The sequence below is a fragment of the Streptomyces naganishii JCM 4654 genome, from assembly GCF_014650575.1.
In the GTDB taxonomy this organism is placed as follows: Bacteria; Actinomycetota; Actinomycetes; order Streptomycetales; family Streptomycetaceae; genus Streptomyces; species Streptomyces naganishii.
Map to the genome: position 1 here is coordinate 74079 of NZ_BMVF01000001.1, position 15542 is coordinate 89620.

The 15542-nt window shown below is 74.4% G+C and carries 13 protein-coding genes and 1 pseudogene; 6 read left to right on the forward strand and 8 right to left on the reverse strand.

What is annotated here, in order from left to right:
• Positions 1-42 precede the first annotated feature (42 nt).
• Genes IE217_RS00360 through efeO form a run of 4 tightly spaced genes read right to left on the reverse strand, consistent with a single transcriptional unit; the run spans position 43 to position 4330 of the window.
• Positions 43-1044: an SCO2278 family lipoprotein gene (locus IE217_RS00360; protein ID WP_190175616.1), complete on the reverse strand. Its 1002-nt coding sequence runs from the start codon at positions 1042-1044 to the stop codon at positions 43-45.
• On the reverse strand, positions 1004-1876 hold the full coding sequence (gene efeU, locus IE217_RS00365) for an iron uptake transporter permease EfeU (protein ID WP_190175617.1): 873 nt from the start codon (positions 1874-1876) through the stop codon (positions 1004-1006). Before efeU ends, IE217_RS00360 begins: the two co-directional genes overlap by 41 nt.
• A gap of 4 nt (positions 1877-1880) precedes the next feature.
• Complete coding sequence (gene efeB, locus IE217_RS00370; RefSeq protein ID WP_190175618.1) at positions 1881-3167, reverse strand: iron uptake transporter deferrochelatase/peroxidase subunit; 1287 nt, start codon at positions 3165-3167, stop codon at positions 1881-1883.
• Positions 3168-3178: 11 nt separating this feature from the next.
• The gene (gene efeO / locus IE217_RS00375) at positions 3179-4330 is read right to left on the reverse strand and encodes an iron uptake system protein EfeO (RefSeq protein WP_190175619.1); all 1152 of its coding nucleotides are present in this window, start codon (positions 4328-4330) and stop codon (positions 3179-3181) included.
• A 157-nt stretch (positions 4331-4487) separates the two neighbouring features.
• Between efeO and IE217_RS00380 the strand changes: the two genes are divergently transcribed.
• Positions 4488-5279, forward strand: coding sequence for a PhzF family phenazine biosynthesis protein (locus IE217_RS00380; RefSeq protein ID WP_190175620.1), 792 nt, complete (start codon positions 4488-4490; stop codon positions 5277-5279).
• Positions 5280-5435: 156 nt separating this feature from the next.
• Positions 5436-5573 (forward strand): annotated as a pseudogene (locus IE217_RS35030) (alpha/beta hydrolase fold domain-containing protein); the annotation flags it as partial.
• 186 nt (positions 5574-5759) lie between these two features.
• On the opposite strand, the gene map reads toward IE217_RS35030, so the two are convergent.
• Entirely contained in the window at positions 5760-6617 is an 858-nt protein-coding gene (gene map, locus IE217_RS00390; protein WP_190175621.1) for a type I methionyl aminopeptidase, read from the reverse strand.
• Between the two features lie 58 nt (positions 6618-6675).
• Between map and IE217_RS00395 the strand changes: the two genes are divergently transcribed.
• Complete coding sequence (locus IE217_RS00395; protein WP_190175622.1) at positions 6676-6909, forward strand: hypothetical protein; 234 nt, start codon at positions 6676-6678, stop codon at positions 6907-6909.
• A 78-nt stretch (positions 6910-6987) separates the two neighbouring features.
• Here IE217_RS00395 and IE217_RS00400 read toward each other — a convergent pair whose 3' ends face one another.
• Together IE217_RS00400 and IE217_RS00405 are read right to left on the reverse strand one after the other, a co-directional pair.
• Positions 6988-8316 (reverse strand): MFS transporter, encoded by a 1329-nt coding sequence (locus IE217_RS00400; protein WP_190175623.1) that lies wholly within the window; start codon positions 8314-8316, stop codon positions 6988-6990.
• 91 nt (positions 8317-8407) lie between these two features.
• Complete coding sequence (locus IE217_RS00405; RefSeq protein WP_190175624.1) at positions 8408-9004, reverse strand: hypothetical protein; 597 nt, start codon at positions 9002-9004, stop codon at positions 8408-8410.
• 226 nt (positions 9005-9230) lie between these two features.
• On the opposite strand from IE217_RS00405, the gene npdG reads away from it, so the two are divergent.
• On the forward strand, positions 9231-9944 hold the full coding sequence (gene npdG / locus IE217_RS00410; protein ID WP_190176072.1) for an NADPH-dependent F420 reductase: 714 nt from the start codon (positions 9231-9233) through the stop codon (positions 9942-9944).
• Positions 9945-9948: 4 nt separating this feature from the next.
• Positions 9949-10200, forward strand: coding sequence for a hypothetical protein (locus IE217_RS00415; protein WP_190175625.1), 252 nt, complete (start codon positions 9949-9951; stop codon positions 10198-10200).
• On the opposite strand, the gene IE217_RS00420 is transcribed toward IE217_RS00415, so the two are convergent.
• Positions 10190-10990 (reverse strand): site-2 protease family protein, encoded by an 801-nt coding sequence (locus IE217_RS00420; RefSeq protein ID WP_190175626.1) that lies wholly within the window; start codon positions 10988-10990, stop codon positions 10190-10192. The genes IE217_RS00415 and IE217_RS00420 overlap by 11 nt on opposite strands.
• A 221-nt stretch (positions 10991-11211) precedes the next feature.
• Here IE217_RS00420 and IE217_RS00425 point away from each other — a divergent pair, with 221 nt between their 5' ends.
• On the forward strand, positions 11212-15504 hold the full coding sequence (locus IE217_RS00425) for a BTAD domain-containing putative transcriptional regulator (RefSeq protein WP_190175627.1): 4293 nt from the start codon (positions 11212-11214) through the stop codon (positions 15502-15504).
• Positions 15505-15542: the final 38 nt, after the last annotated feature.

Here is a 15542-nt window from a genome sequence, read left to right on the forward strand (position 1 = left end):
CCTCGTGAGCCCTAGCCCCCATGAGCCTCAGCCCGCTGAGCCTCAGCTTCCCTGCGCCGCCGTCAGTCCCTGTACGCGGCCCACGATCGACACCTGCCCGTCGCCCGCGCCCCCGGGTGGGTCCAGGGCCGTCTCGTTCGAGACGAACTCCATCGTCAGTGACTGCTTGATCTCGCCCGTGGTCAGAGCCCGCACGTCCTGGTTGGGGGCGGGCACCGTCGCCCCGGGCGCCGCCGTCTGCTTCTGGTAGTGGTGCGTGGCGAAGAACACCAGCGCGCCGCCGTCCGCGGTGCGCAGCGCCAGCGGGGCGAAGTCGCCGCCGGTCAGCGGCTCGTCGATGAACTGGGTGGCCAGGCCCGGCCGGCTCGCGGAACCCGCCCGCAGCTTGCGCCAGCCGGTGGTGTGCACGCCCGCCGCGAAGCCCTTCCCGCCGTTCTTGAGGTACGTCGCGTACGCGCGGCTCAAGTCGCCCGGCGCGACGGCCAGTCCGGCGGACCGCGCCGGCACGGCCCGCGCCCAGCCGTCCGCGTCCACCTCGAACTTCGGTACGTCACCGGGCGCGACGAGCGTCAGATACGCCACCCGCCACTTCTCACCGAGCCCGGCCCGGGTGAACACCAGCAGCCAGCGCGCGGCCCCGCCCTTGTTGCCCTTGGCGTCGGCCAGGAACCAGCGCGGCCAGCCGGCCTTCTTCGGGATGGTGAACCTGGCGTCGGTGAGCGTCAGCGGAGTGTGCGCGGCGTTGCCGGACGGGCTGTTGACGTGCCCGGCCTTCAGCCGCGCCCCGTCGATCGCGCCGAGCGCGCCGGTGACGTGACCGGCGTCCAGCGAGCGGTCGTTGGCCTTGTCGGCGGCGTTGTACGCGGCCGTGAAGTCGTCCAGCGCCTTCTGCGCCTCCGCCCGGTCGGCGGACGGCAGCACCACGCGCTCCCCGTGCACCACCACGCACCCGCTCGCCGTCAGGGACAGAGCGGTCAGCAGGGCCGCGATCAGCGCCCCCCGCTCAAGCCTGCGAGGCCTTCGAGGGCCGCGAACCCTGCTCATCGGCAACCGTCACCTTCCCCTTCCCGGAGGCGAACCCTACCGGGGCGAAGAACAGGGCGAGCACCGGGACCAGGTACAGCAGCCACACCGTGACCTGGAGGACGGTGGGATCGGGCTGGAAGTTGAACACGCCCTTGAGCAGCGTGCCGTACCAGCTGTCCGGCGGGATCGTGCCGCTGATGTCGAAGGCGAGGTTCCTCAGCCCCGGCAGCCAGCCGGCCTCCTGGAGGTCGTGCATGCCGTACGCCAGCACGCCCGCCGCGACCACCACCAGCATGGCGCCGGTCCAGGTGAAGAACTTGGCGAGGTTGATCCTCAGCGCGCCCCGGTAGAACAGCCAGCCCAGCAGCACGGCCGTGGCCAGGCCGAGCGCCACGCCGGCCAGCGGGCGCGGGGTGCCGTCGGAGGCCGCGTGCACGGACGCCCACACGAACAGCGCGGTCTCCAGGCCCTCCCGGCCCACGGCGAGGAACGCGGTGGCGACCAGCGCGCCCGTGCCCATGGCGAGGGCCGCGTCCAGCTTGCCGTGCAGCTCCGACTTCAGGTGCCGGGCGGTGCGCCGCATCCAGAACACCATCCACGTCACCAGGCCCACCGCGAGCACCGAGAGCGAGCCGCCGAGCGCCTCCTGCGCCTCGAACGTCAGCTCCTGGGAGCCGAATTCGAGGACACAGCCGAAGCCCATCGCGATGGCGACCGCGATGCCGATGCCCGCCCAGATCGGCTTCAGGGCGTCCCTGCGGCCGGTCTTGACCAGGTAGGCGATGAGGATGCACACGACGAGGCTGGCCTCCAGCCCCTCGCGCAGACCGATCAGGTAGTTGGAGAACACGGACCTACGCCTCCTCGGACAGCAGGGTGCGGCCCCACCAGTCGTTCTCGTCACGCACCCCGGGCGGGATCGCGAAGACCGCCGAACCCACGTGCTGGATGTACTCGTTGAGCGCGTCGTGCGCCGCCAGGCGGCGCTGGAGCGGGATGAACCCCTCGCGCACGTCCCGCTGGTAGGCGAGGAAGAACAGGCCCGCGTCCAGGCGGCCGAGCCCGTCGGTGCCGTCGGTGAAGGAGTAGCCCCGGCGCAGGACGGTGATGCCGCCGTTGGCGTCGGGGTGCGCCAGCCGCACGTGCGCGTCGGGCTTCATCGCCTTCAGGAACGGCTCGTCGTGCTCCTTGGCCTTGCCGGCCGGTGCGCCCTCGCCCTTGTCGCGGCCGAAGACGTCCTCCTGCTCCTGGAGCGAAGTGCGGTCCCAGGTCTCGATGTTCATCCGGATGCGCCGGGCGACGAGGTAGGAACCCCCGGCCATCCAGGCGTCGTCCGGGCCGCCGTCGCCCTCGCCGACCCACACGAACCTCTCCAGCCGGCCGGTCTCGGTGCCCGCGATGTTGCGGGTGCCGTCCTTGAACCCGAAGAGGTTGCGCGGGGTCTGGGAGCCGGGGGTGGTCGAGGAGGTCTTTCCGAAGCCGAGTTGGGACCAGCGGATGGCGACCTTGCCGAAGCCGATGCGGGCGAGGTTGCGGATCGCGTGCACGGCGACCTGCGGGTCGTCCGCGCAGGCCTGGACGCACAGGTCCCCGCCGCTGCGGGAGGCGTCGAGGTTGTCCCCGGGGAACTTCGGCAGGTCGGCCAGGGCGGCCGGCCGATTCCCGGCCAGGCCGAACTTCCCGAACAGGGACGGGCCGAAGCCGATGGTCAGCGTCAGCCGCGAGGGCGGCAGGCCGAGGGCCTCGCCGGTGTCGTCGGGCGGCGCCTCGGCGAGCCCGCCGTAGGCGCCGTCGCCGACGGCCTTCCCGGCGGTCATCCGGCGCGCGGCGGCCGTCCAGTCCTTCAGCAGCCGTACGAACTCGGCGCGGTCGCCGGTCCTGACGTCGAACGCGGCGAAGTGCAGCCGGTCCTGCACGGGGGTGGCGATGCCCGCCTGATGCGCGCCGTGGAACTCCACCGCGCCGCCCGCGGCTTGGCCCGCCGCCCGCTCGTCGCCGCCGGTGGCCACCGCCACCGCGCCGCCGGCCGCGGCGGCGCCGAGGGCGAGCCCGGCCCCGCCCCAGCCGAGCACGGCCCGCCGCGAGGGCGTCGCGCCGGCCCGGGCCCCGCCGGGCTCCTGGATCTGGTCGGTCTCGGTCATGGTCGCTCCCGCTACTTCACGACGACGGCGGCGGCCAGCTTGGACAGCGGCTCGGCGAGCGCGTTCACCGCGTCCGAGAGCTCCTTGCGCTGCTCCTTGCCGACCTTGTCGTACGAGACGAACTCGTAGGAGGTCTTGTCGGCCTTGTCCGTGCGGTACTTGTCGAGCAGGGTCTCCAGCGCGGCGAACTGCTTGTCCAGCTCGGCGGTGAGCGCCGGGTCGTTCTTCGCGGCCACCGGCTCGAGCAGCTCGTAGGCCTTGCGCGCGCCCTCGACGTTGCCCTTGAAGTCGACCAGGTCGGTGTGGGCGTAGCGGTCCTCCTCGCCGGTGACCTTGCCGGTGGCGACCTCGTCGAGGAGTTCCTTGGCGCCGTTGGCCATGGAGGTGGGGGTGATCTCGGCCCTGCCGACCCGCTTCTGCCAGTCCTTCAGGTCGGTGACGAGCCGGCCGGCGAGGGCCTTCTCCTCGGCGCCGATCCTCCCGTCCTGCCACAGGGCCTTCTCCAGGCGGTGCCAGCCGGTCCACTTCTGGCCGTCCTCCAGGCCGTCCTCGCGGACGTCCACCTTGGGGTCGATGTCGCCGAAGGACTCGGCGACCGGCTCGGTGCGCTCCCAGCCCAGGCGCGAGACGGCGTACGCCTTCTTCGCGGCGGCCACGTCACCGGCCTCGACGGCCTTCACGAAGGTCTCGACGCGGGGCAGGGTCCCGTCGGCCTGGTCCTGCGCGTACTGGCGGTACTCGGCGACGGCCTGGTCCAGCCGGGGGTCGCGCTTCGCGGCCGTGCCGCCGCCGGTGACGGTCAGCTTCTGCCGCACGCCGTGGCCCTTCATGCCCGGACGGCAGGCGATCTCGTACGAGCCCGCCTTGACCTCCGCGGTCAGCGTGTACTTGGTGCCCGGGCCGATGTTCTCCTTCTCGGAGACGATCCGGTCGTCGGGGAAGACGATCTCGACCTCGGTCGCCTTGGAGCCCTTGTTCTCTATCTTCAGGGTGACGTGCCCGGCCGGGACCGTGCCGGCGGAGGTCTCGCAGGTGTCGTCCGCGGCGGTCACCCGTATCGCGTCGCCGTCCTCGGCGTCGCTCTTGGCGGTGCAGGCCGTCAGGGCGGTCAGAGCGGCCGCGGTGGCGGCGGCGGTGACGACGGTACGTCGGACGGCTCGCATGCAGGCTCCAGGAGGGAACGGGTCGATGACGCATCGACTCGGTTGTCCGGTTCGGTGAGGCTTGCCTAACTTACCTGAGTCTTACCTTCCTCGTGTCCACCGGGGGCCGTGATTCAGCTCGCACCCGCGCCGTCCCGGGTGATGTTTCAATGCCCGGGTGACTGACTACGACGTGCTGCGCGTCTTCTGCGGCCCGAGCGGCGGCTACGGCAACGAGCTCGGCGTCGTGCGCGACGGCTCCCGCCTGCCCGGCCAGGAGGACCGCCAGGCCCTGGCCGCCGAACTCGGCTTCGGCGAGACCGTGTTCGTCGACGACCCCGAGCGCGGCGTCATCGACGTCCACACCCCCACCCTGCGCCTGCCCTTCGCCGCTCACTCCTGCGTCGGCACGGCCTGGCTGCTCGACGTGCCCGAACTGGTCACCCCCGCCGGGGTGGTGGGCGCCCGCCTGGACGGCGAGTTCACCTGGATCGAGGCCCGCCCGGAGTGGGCCGCGCCGCGGACCCTGCGCCAGTACGCCACGGCCGCCGAGGTCGACGACCTGGCCGTGCCGCCGGCCGGCGAGTCGATCTACGCGTGGGCCTGGGAGGACGAGCCGGCGGGGCGGATCCGGGCCCGGGCGTTCCCGGGCCGGGTCGACGAGCGCGGCGGCAGCCGCCCCGGTGGAGCCGGTGCCTGTACCGGGGGCGCCGACGAGGACGAGGCGACGGGCGCGGCCGCGCTGCTGCTCACCGACCGGCTGGGCCGCGCCCTCAACATCACCCAGGGCGCGGGCTCCCAGATCCTCACCGCCCCCCAGCCCGGCGGCTGGGTCGAGGTCGGCGGCCGGGTCCGCCTGGAGGGCTCCGAGGGCCGGCGCCCGTCCCTCACCATCGGCGCCGGACTCCGGCCGCTCAGCGGCGGGTTGAGGTTCCAGGCCGAGGTCCTGGGCCCGCGGTCGCAGGTCTGAGGTTCCGCGCCTTGAGGTTCCGGGCCCGGAACCTCAAGGCGCGCACCGGCCGTCCCGCGTGCGGCTCCTCCACAGCACATCGGTGCTGAGGGCGAACGCTCGGGGACGCGCTCGCCGGCACCGGCAAGCCCCTGGTGACCACGTCGGGAACCATGCTGTTCGCCTTCGCGGGACTCAAGGACGACCTTCATCGCGGCCGCCGAACTCGACGTCTTCCGCGACGAGGACCTGAGCTACGCGACGCGGCTCCAGGCCGGCGGTGTGCCCGTCGAACTGCACCTGTACCCCGGCGCCTACCACGCCTGGGACCTCTTCGCCCCCGAAGCCGCCGTCAGTGCCGCGTATTCCACGCCTGGCACGGATACCTGCGCCGCCAGTTCAGCGCCCGCCAGCCCTGATCGTCCGGTGCGCGGACCCCGCCGCCCTGTGCTGCTGCCGGGTGGGGTGCGCAGGACGGCGGAGAAGGAGTCCAGGGGCGCGCTACGGCAGCGTCAGGATCTCCGCGCCGGTGTCCGTGACCACGAGGGTGTGCTCGAACTGGGCGGTGCGCCTGCGGTCCTTGGTGACGACCGTCCAGCCGTCGTCCCACACGTCGTACTCGTGCGTGCCGAGCGTCAGCATCGGCTCGATGGTGAAGGTCATCCCGGGCTGCATGACCGTGGTCGCGTGCGGGCTGTCGTAGTGCGGGACGATCAGGCCGGAGTGGAAGGAGGAGTTGATGCCGTGGCCGGTGAAGTCGCGGACCACGCCGTAGCCGAAGCGCTTGGCGTACGACTCGATGACCCGGCCGATGATGTTGATCTGCCGGCCCGGCCTGACCGCCTTGATCGCCCGGTTCAGGGACTCGCGGGTGCGCTCGACCAGCAGGCGGCTCTCCTCGTCGACGTCGCCGACGAGATAGGTGGCGTTGTTGTCGCCGTGCACCCCGCCGATGTACGCCGTCACGTCCAGGTTGACGATGTCGCCGTCGCGCAGCACCGTCGAGTCCGGGATGCCGTGGCAGATCACCTCGTTGACGGAGGTGCACAGCGACTTGGGGAAGCCCCGGTAGCCGAGCGTCGAGGGGTAGGCGCCGTGGTCGCACATGTACTCGTGCGCCACCCGGTCCAGTTCGTCGGTGGTGACGCCCGGCGCGATGTGTTTCGCCGCCTCCTCCATGGCCTGCGCGGCGATCCGCCCGGCGATCCGCATCGCCTCCACGGTCTCAGGCGTCTGCACCTCCGGCCCGGTGTACGGCTTCGGCGCGGGCTTGCCGACGTACTCGGGACGCCGGATGTTTCCGGGCACGGAACGGGTGGGGGACAGCTCCCCGGGCACGAGCAGCGACTGGCCAGACATGCCGGCGAGTCTATCCGGGGCCGATGGGGGAACATGTCGGTGGTGAGAGGAGCTGGTCATGCCCCTGTTCAAGAAGCGGACCGCGGGAAAGCCGGGCGAGTGGTTCTACTGCCTCGAGCACGGCACGGTCGAGGAGGGACCCGAGTGTCCCGCCAAGGACCGGTTCGGTCCCTACGCCTCCCGCGAGGAGGCCCAGCACGCGATGGACACCGCCCGTGAGCGCAACCTCCAGTGGGAGAACGACCCCCGCTGGCACGACGCCCAGACCCCGGACGCGGACGGGGACCGGTAGGCGGCCGGTCCGCGCCCGGGGGACGCGGGCCGGGGGCCGGCCGGGCGGGTGTCCGCCGGGCCCGGGGCCGGTCGCCGGTCAGGCCGGTGCGCGGGCCGTGGCGGCGCACTGCTCGCGCAGCCGTGCCGCGTGCGCGTTCGTCCGGACGTCGTACGTCATCAGGCCCGGCAGGCACAGGGCCAGGAGGCCCACCGCGCCCGCGTACAGCAGGCCGCCGGACCACACCGACGCCCGCACGCCCCACCACGCGGCCACGCCGCCCGAGCGGACCTGGCCCAGCTGCGGGCCCACCGAGTACGACAGCAGCTCGATGCCGGCCAGCCGGCCGCGCAGCTCGTCCGGGATGGTCTGGTTCCACAGGGCGCCCCGGAAGATCCCGCTGACCATGTCGCAGCCGCCGGCCACGGTCAGGAACAGCAGCACCAGCCACACGTTCCCCACCGCACCGGCCGCGCCCACCGCCAGGCCCCACAGCAGCGCGGCCAGCACCACCATCCGTCCGTGCCGGTGCACCCGCGAGGTCCAGCCGCTGGTCAGACTCACCAGCAGCGACCCCAGCGGCACGGAGGCGTACATCAGGCCCAACGACCAAGGCGCCCCCAGCTCGTCCGCGAGGAACGGCAGCACCGCCAGCGGCATCGCCAGGAACATCGCGGCCAGGTCGACCACGTACGTCCCCAGCAGCTCCTTGCGGCCCCAGGCGTACCGGGCGCCCTCGGCGATCGCCCGCAACGACGGCTTCACCGCCTCGTGGGCGGCCGGCTGGGCGGCGATGCGCACGACGAGGACGACCGAGACGGCGAACGTCGCCAGGTCGGCGGCGTAGGCGGAGGCGAGGCCCGCGTAGGCCACGACCACGCCCGCCGCCGCCGGGCCGGCCACCCCGCCGACCGTCCAGCGCAGCGAGTTCAGGGCGGTCGCCGCGGGCAGGTGCTCGTGCGCCACGATCCGCGGCCACAACGAGTCCAGCGCGGGCCGCTGCACCGAGGTCAGGGCGGAGGAGAGCGCCGCCACCACGTACAGCGGCCACACCGCCGGGTGCGGCAGCAGGGCGCCGGCCAGCAGCGCCGCGCTCAGCAGCCCCTGGCCCACCTCGGTCCACACGATCAGCCGCCGCTTGTCCAGCGCGTCGGCCAGCGCGCCGCCGTAGAGCCCGCACACGACCAGCGGCACCACCTCCACGGCGCCCAGCGCCCCCACCGCGGCCGCCGAACCCGTCAGCTCCTTCATCTGCACCGGCAGCGCGACGAACGTCAGGAAGCTGCCGAAGTTCGAGATCAGCCCCGACACCCACAGCCGCCGGAAGTCCCGCGAGGCCCGCCAGGGGGCCAGGTCGGGCAGCAGCGCCCTCAGGCCGGAGGGCGGGGCGTCGGCGGGTTCGCGGGGCGCGGGGGCGTCGTCGGTCACGAGCGGCCATGCTCGGCTCGCCCGCCCGGCGGCGGCAACCGCTTTTCCGCGCCGCCCCCGCTGCTCGGCCGGCCGCTTCCGGAACCCGCCGCTACCAGCGCGCCGGCGGGGGAGCCGTCAGCTGTTCGGTCAGCCGGGACAGGCGGTCCCGGAAGCGGCCGCCCCTGGGCGCGGGCACCGCGTTCTCCCCGGCCGCCGCGCTCACCAGGTGCTGCACGGTGTCCAGGTCCAGCTCCGCGCCCGGCGGCACCGCGAGCGTCTCGTGGGCCATCGCGCCCAGCTCGCCCTCCTCGCAGCCCAGCGCCAGCACCGTCGCCCCGGCCCGGCGCGCCTCGTGCACCCGCTCCAGCAGCGCGGTGGGTTCCTCCGGGGCCACGACCAGCAGCGTCTCGTCCCGCCTGGCCGCCTCCAGCCGTCCGAGACCCACGGAGAGGTGGGCCGGATCGCCCGGCCGGGGCTCGTGCCGCACCAGGGTCGGGGCCAGCTCCGGGGTGCCCGACCAGGCGGCCTCGTCCACCAGATGCGCCGCCAGGTGCCACGGCTCGTACGCCGGGGTCCCCACCAGCAGCAGCCCGCCCCCGTGCGAGACCACGGACCCGCGCAGCGCCCCAGCGAACCGCCGCGTGGCCCCCAGCCACTCGGTCCCGGCGAGCACTTCACGCAGCAACGCGACCCGTACGGCATCCATACGACCGCATCCTGCCCCAAACGGCGCCATCCGAGGCGCGGTTCGCTCCGGATTCGCCCGCCTTGGGGACCGTACGGCCGCCTCGCCCGCCTTGGTCACGTGCGGCCGCCCCGCCCGGCGACCGGCGGCCGCCTCCCGGTGCCCGGGCGGCCGCCTCCCGGTGCCCGGGCGGCCGCTCACCCCGCTTCCACGGACGTAGAGTCGGCCCATGACCTCTAGTGACCCCATGACCTCCAGTGACAGCGCACAGCAGCCCGCGAAGGCGCCCGCCAAGGATCCCTGGGACCTGCCCGACGTCTCCGGACTGGTCGTCGGCGTACTCGGCGGCACCGGGCCGCAGGGCAAGGGGCTGGCCTACCGGCTCGCCCGTGCCGGACAGAAGGTGATCATCGGATCCCGGGCCGCCGAGCGCGCACGGGCCGCGGCCGAGGAGACCGGGCACGGGGTCGAGGGCGCCGACAACGCCGAGACCGCCCGCCGCAGCGACGTCGTGATCGTCGCCGTGCCCTGGGAGGGCCACGGCAAGACCCTCGAGTCCCTGCGCGGGGAACTGGCCGGCAAGCTCGTCGTGGACTGCGTCAACCCGCTCGGCTTCGACAAGAAGGGCGCCTACGCCCTCAAGCCCGAGGAGGGCAGCGCCGCCGAGCAGGCCGCCGCGCTGCTCCCGGACTCCCGGGTCACCGCCGCCTTCCACCACCTGTCCGCCGTACTGCTCCAGGACCCCGGGATCGAGCGGATCGACACCGACGTGATGGTGCTCGGCGAGGAGCGCGCCGACGTCGAGATCGTCCAGGCCCTGGCCGGCCGCATCCCCGGCATGCGCGGCGTCTTCGCGGGCCGGCTGCGCAACGCCCACCAGGTGGAGTCGCTGGTGGCGAACCTGATCTCCGTCAACCGCCGCTACAGGGCGCACGCGGGCCTCCGGGTCACCGACGTGTGAGCCGATGGGGGACACTGGTCGGCGAAGCAGTCCCGAGCAGTGTCCCCGACAGGAGCCCGCCGCCATGCCCCGTCTCGCCCTCTACGCCCTCGCCGTCTGCGTGCTGTCCGTCGCCGCGGCCGTCGTCTCGTTCGTCGAGGGCAGCTGGCTGGGGATCGTGTGGGTCCTGCTGGCGGGCCTGTCGTCCAACATGACCTGGTACTACGCCCGCCGCGGCCGGGTCCGCCAGGACGGCCCCGGGTCCGTCACCGGCTGACCGAGCAGAACTCGTTGGTGCCCTGCCAGAACCGGTACAGCTCCTGACCGCAGTACTGGTCGAACCCCCCGATGCCCAGCGGGCGCAGAATGGCGTCGATCAGGTCGAAGAACGCGGTGTTGAGCGACGGCACCCACAGCAGCGCGAACACGAACAGCAGCCCGAACGGCGCGAACGGCTCCACCTGCCGCTTGACGTTGTACGACAGCCACGGCTCGATCACGCCGTAGCCGTCCAGGCCGGGCACCGGCAGGAAGTTCAGGATCGCGGCCGTGACCTGGAGCAGCGCGAGGAAGGCCAGCGCGAACCGGAAGTCGCGCGGCACCCCGTCCAGCGCGTGCAGCCAGAACGGGGCCGTGCACACGAGCGCGAACAGCACGTTGGTGAGCGGGCCCGCCGCCGAGATCAGGCTGTGCCGCCACCGGCCCTTGATCCGGCCGCGCTCGATGAACACGGCGCCGCCCGGCAGGCCGATCCCGCCCATGATCACGAACAGCACCGGCAGCACGATGCTCAGCAGCGCGTGCGTGTACTTCAGCGGGTTCAGCGTGAGGTAGCCCTTCGCGCCGATCGTGATGTCGCCGCTGTGCAGGGCGGTGCGGGCGTGCGCGTACTCGTGCAGGCACAGCGAGACGATCCAGGCCGCCGTCACGAACAGGAACACCGCCACGCCCGGCTGCTGGGCGAACCCGGTCCAGGTGGCCCACCCCGTGACGGCGGTGACGGCCAGGATCCCGAGGAAGACGGGACTGACCCGCCGGTCACTGCGGCGGCTGGTGGCGGTGGTCATGGGGGAGGGCTCCTGGGCGTGGCTCGGCTCGGGTCGGCTGTCGTACGGGCGCCGGCGGGGTGCTCGCGGCCGGTGCGGGGTCGACCGTACCGGTCACGCGAGGTGAACGTCCCGCCCGGGCCGGGAGGTTCCTTCCGGCGCCCTCGTCCCCTCGTGCTCGGATCCGGGCGGTTCACGCCCGCCGGAAACCCGGAAGCGGTGTGCGTGCGTCCCCGGACACAATGGACCCCGTGCGCTATCGCATCCTCGGCACCACTCAGGCACTCCGCCCCGACGGCACCGCCGTCCCGGTCGGCGGGGCACGGCTGCGCGCCCTGCTGACCGTGCTCGCCCTGCGGGCCGGACGTACGGTCCCGGTGGGCGTCCTGGTCGAGGAGGTGTGGGACGGCGATCCGCCCGCCGACGCCACCGGCGCCCTCCAGGCCCTGGTCGGGCGGCTGCGCCGGGCGCTCGGCGCGCACGCGGTCGCCTCCGCCGAGGGCGGCTACCGGCTCGCCGCCGCGGCCGACGACATCGACCTGCACCGCTTCGAGCGGCTGGCGGGCGAGGGCCTGCGCGCCCTGGCCGACGGCGACCCGGCCAAGGCGGCCGTCGTCCTCGACGACGCCCTCGCCCTGTGGCGCGGCCCCGCCCTGGCCGACCTGCCCGACCGCACCGCCGAGGCGGCCCGCTGGGAGACCCGCCACCGCGACGTGCGCCGCGCGCGCCTGGCCGCCGCCCTCGCCCTCGGCCACGCGGCCCAGGTGCTGCCCGACCTCACCGCTCTGTGCGACACCCACCCCCTCGACGAACCCCTCCAGGCCCTCCGCCTGCGCGCCCTGCGCGACGCGGGCCGCCCGGCGGAGGCCCTGGCCGCCTACGAGGACGTACGCCACCTGCTGGCCGACCGCCTCGGCTCCGACCCGGGTCCCGAACTGCGCGCCCTGCACGAGGAGTTGCTGCGGCCGGGCGACCGCGACGGGCGGCGCGTTCCCGGCTCGCCGACGGTCGGCCACCCCTCCGCCGGCGGTCACGGCTCGCCGGCGGCCGGCCGCTTCTCCGCCCGTGAGCCGCACACCGGCGCGGCCCCGCCGCCCGGCCCCACAGCCACCGGTACACCCCGACCCCGGGAAGCCGCCGCCTCCGCAGCGGACACCCCCGCTTTCGCCACACCGCCTGCCCCGGACGCGCCCGGCTCCGCCGCGCCGTCCGGCCCGGGTGCGGACGGGTCGTCCGGCTCACGCGCCGGGGAAGTGTCTGGATCGCCCGTCCACGGTGTGTCCGGGTCGCCCGCCCGCGGGGCGTTCGGACCGTCCGCCTCCGCAGCCTCCGGGGCGCCCGCCTCCGGAGGGTCCCGACCGCCCGCCGACGAAGCGTCCGGCCCGCGCGCCGTGGGGATGTCCGGAGCGGCCGCCCACGGTGTGTCCGGGTCGCCCGCCCGCGGGGCGTTCGGACCGTCCGCCTCCGGAGCGTCCGGACCGTCCGCCTCCGGAGAGTCCCGACGGCCCGCCGACGAAGCGTCCGGCCCGCGCGCCGGGGGAATATCCGGGTCGCCCTTCCACGGGCCGTTCGGGTCGCCCGCCGACGGAGCGCCCGGGTCGCCCGCCGACGGAGCGCCCGGGTCGCCCGCCGACGGTGTGTCCGAACCGTCCGCCCAAGGCGTGCCCGGATCGCCCGCCGACGGAGCGTCCGGGTCGCCCGCCGACGGTGTGTCCGAACCGTCCGCCCAAGGAGTGCCCGGATCGCCCGCCGACGGAGCGCCCGGATCGCCCACCTACGAAGCGCCCGGACGGTCCGCCCACAGCGTGTCCGGATCACCCGCCCACGGCGTGTCCGAACCCCCCGCCCCCGGAGCCTCCGCACCCCCCGCCGTCCATCAGCCCGGTGCCCGTGCCGTCCATTCCTGGCCGCCCGCCGCGGCAGCGGCATCCGCGCCCGGTGCTTCCGCGCAGGCCCCCGCGCCCGCCGAGGGTGAGCGGGAGCAGTTCTCCGGGGCCGCCGGTGCGCCCTCCTCCCGGCCCCCCAGCAACATCCGCGCCCGGCTCACCTCCTTCGTGGGCCGGGAGGACGACATCGCGGCGATCCGCGCCGACCTCGCCGGCGCGCGGCTGGTCACCCTGCTCGGGCCGGGCGGGGCCGGCAAGACGCGGCTGTCGCAGGAGGTCGCCGAGGCCGTGCGGCCGGTGCCCCGCGACGGGGTGTGGCTGGCCGAGCTCGCCCCGGTCGACGACCCGGCGGCCGTGCCCGAGGCCGTGCTCACGGCCGTGGGCGCCCGCGAGACCGTCCTGTACGGCGCCGGCGCCGAGGAGATGCGGGTCGCGGTCGCCGACCGGCACGACGAACCCGTCGAGCGGCTCGTCGAGCACTGCTCCCGGCGCCGCGTGCTGCTCCTCCTCGACAACTGCGAGCACGTCGTCGACTCCGCCGCCCGCCTGGTCGAGGAACTGCTCGCCCGCTGCCCGCACCTGACCGTGCTCGCCACCAGCCGCGAACCCCTCGGGGTGCCGGGCGAACTGGTCCGTCCGGTGGAGCCGCTGCCCGACCCGGTCGCGCTGCGGCTGTTCGCCGAGCGGGGAGCGGCCGTACGGCCCGGCTTCCGCGTCGACGCCGACGAGGACACCGAGGCCGCCTGCGCCGAGATCTGCCGCCGCCTGGACGGCCTGCCCCTGGCCATCGAACTGGCCGCCGCCCGGCTGCGGATGCTCACCCCGGCCCAGATCGCCGGCCGGCTGGACGACCGCTTCCGCCTGCTCACCTCCGGAAGCCGTACCGTCCTGCCCCGCCAGCAGACCCTGCGGGCCGTCGTCGACTGGTCCTGGGACCTGCTCGACGAGGACGAGCGGTACGTCCTCGGCCGGCTGTCCGTCTTCGCGGGCGGCTGCCACCTCGCCGCCGCCGAGGCCGTGTGCGGGCCCGCCGCCTTCGACGCCCTCGGCTCCCTCGTCGACAAGTCCCTCGTGGTCGCCGCGCCCGCCCCCGACGGCGAGATGCGCTACCGGCTCCTGGAGACCGTCGCCGAGTACGCGGGCGAACGCCTCGACGAGACCGGCGGCCGCGCCGAGGCCGAGCGCGCGCACCTGACGTACTACCGCGAACTGGCGCGCACCACCGACGCGTTGCTGCGCGGCCCCGGCCAGGCCACCGCCATCGCCCGCTTCGAGCTGGAGTACGAGAACCTGCGCACCGCCCTGCGCCACGCCGTCACCGAGAAGGACGAGCAGGAGGCGCTCTGCCTGGTCCTGTCGCTGGTCTGGTACTGGCAGATGCGCGACCTGCGCATCGAGGCCCGCAACCTGTGCCGCGAGGTGATGGCGCTCGGCCCCGACCCGTTCGCCGAGCCCGTGCGCCGCGCCGAACCGGTGTGGGAGCGCTGCACGGACGTCCCGCCCCCGCTGAGCGGCGAACTGCTCGCCGAGGCCCGGCGCGGACTGCACCTGGCCCACCTCGCCTGCATGGACACCGAGCTGGACGCCTGGCAGACGCCCGAGTCCCAGGCCAAGCTGCGCGTGATCACGCAGGTGTACGAGCCCGGCATGCCGCAGACCTGCCGGCCCCCGGGCCTGCTGTGGTTCTTCGCCGTGCTGCTCACCGAGGGCATGGACCGGATGCGCGCCATCATCGACGCCTGCGTCGAGACCTCACGGCGGACCCCGGGCTACGAGTGGGAGCTCGCCGGCACCCTCCAGATGCGCGCCAACATCCTCGCCAACCGCATCGAGTGGGCGGGCGACGCCACCCGCGACGCGGACGAGGCGCTGGAGATCTTCGAGCGCCTCGGGGACGACTGGGGCGCCGCCGAGGCGCTCTCCGCGCGCGGCGAGTCCTTCGAGCGCAAGGGCGAGTACGAGGCGGCCGCCGCCGACTTCCGCTCCGCCATCGAGCACGCCGAACGTCTCGGCGCCCACGCCCAGGCGGCGGTGCTCGGCGTCCGCCTCGGCGCCGTACTGCTGGAGACGGGCGAGCCGGAGCGCGGCGAGCGGATGCTGCGCGACACCCTCGCCCAGGAGTACGGCACCGCCCACGAGGCGATGCCCATGGCCCGGCTGTTCCTGGCCGGCTGGCTGTCCCTGACCGGCCGCGTCTCCGAGGCCCGCGAGCAACTGCGGTTGCTGCGCCAGGAGTTCGGGATCTCCCACTTCGTCGTCTTCGACGCCTTCATCCTCGGCCAGGAGGCGTGGGTGGACAGCGTGGACGGCCGTCCCGAGGAGGCGCTGCTCAAGATCCGCCAGGCGCTCGGCCGGGCCGCCGACCCGCTGTCGCAGACCATCGCCCCGCACATGCGGCCCCTGTACCTGGTCATCGCGGCGACGGCGCTGGCCGCGCTGGACGGCGGCGGGCGCGCCGGTGACGCGGCCCGCTGCCTGGGCGCCGCCGAGGCGATGCTGCCCGCCGGTCATGTCGCCGGGACGATCGAGCGCGCGGTGCGCGAGCGCGCCGAGGCGGCCGTCCGGGCCGTACTCGACGACGAGGCTTTCGAGGCGGCGTACGCGCAGGGCGGTGGTCTCTCCCCCGGGGAGGCCACCGCCCTGGTCTGACGTCCCTGCCGCACGGGGCCCGGTGCGCGGCGCACGCC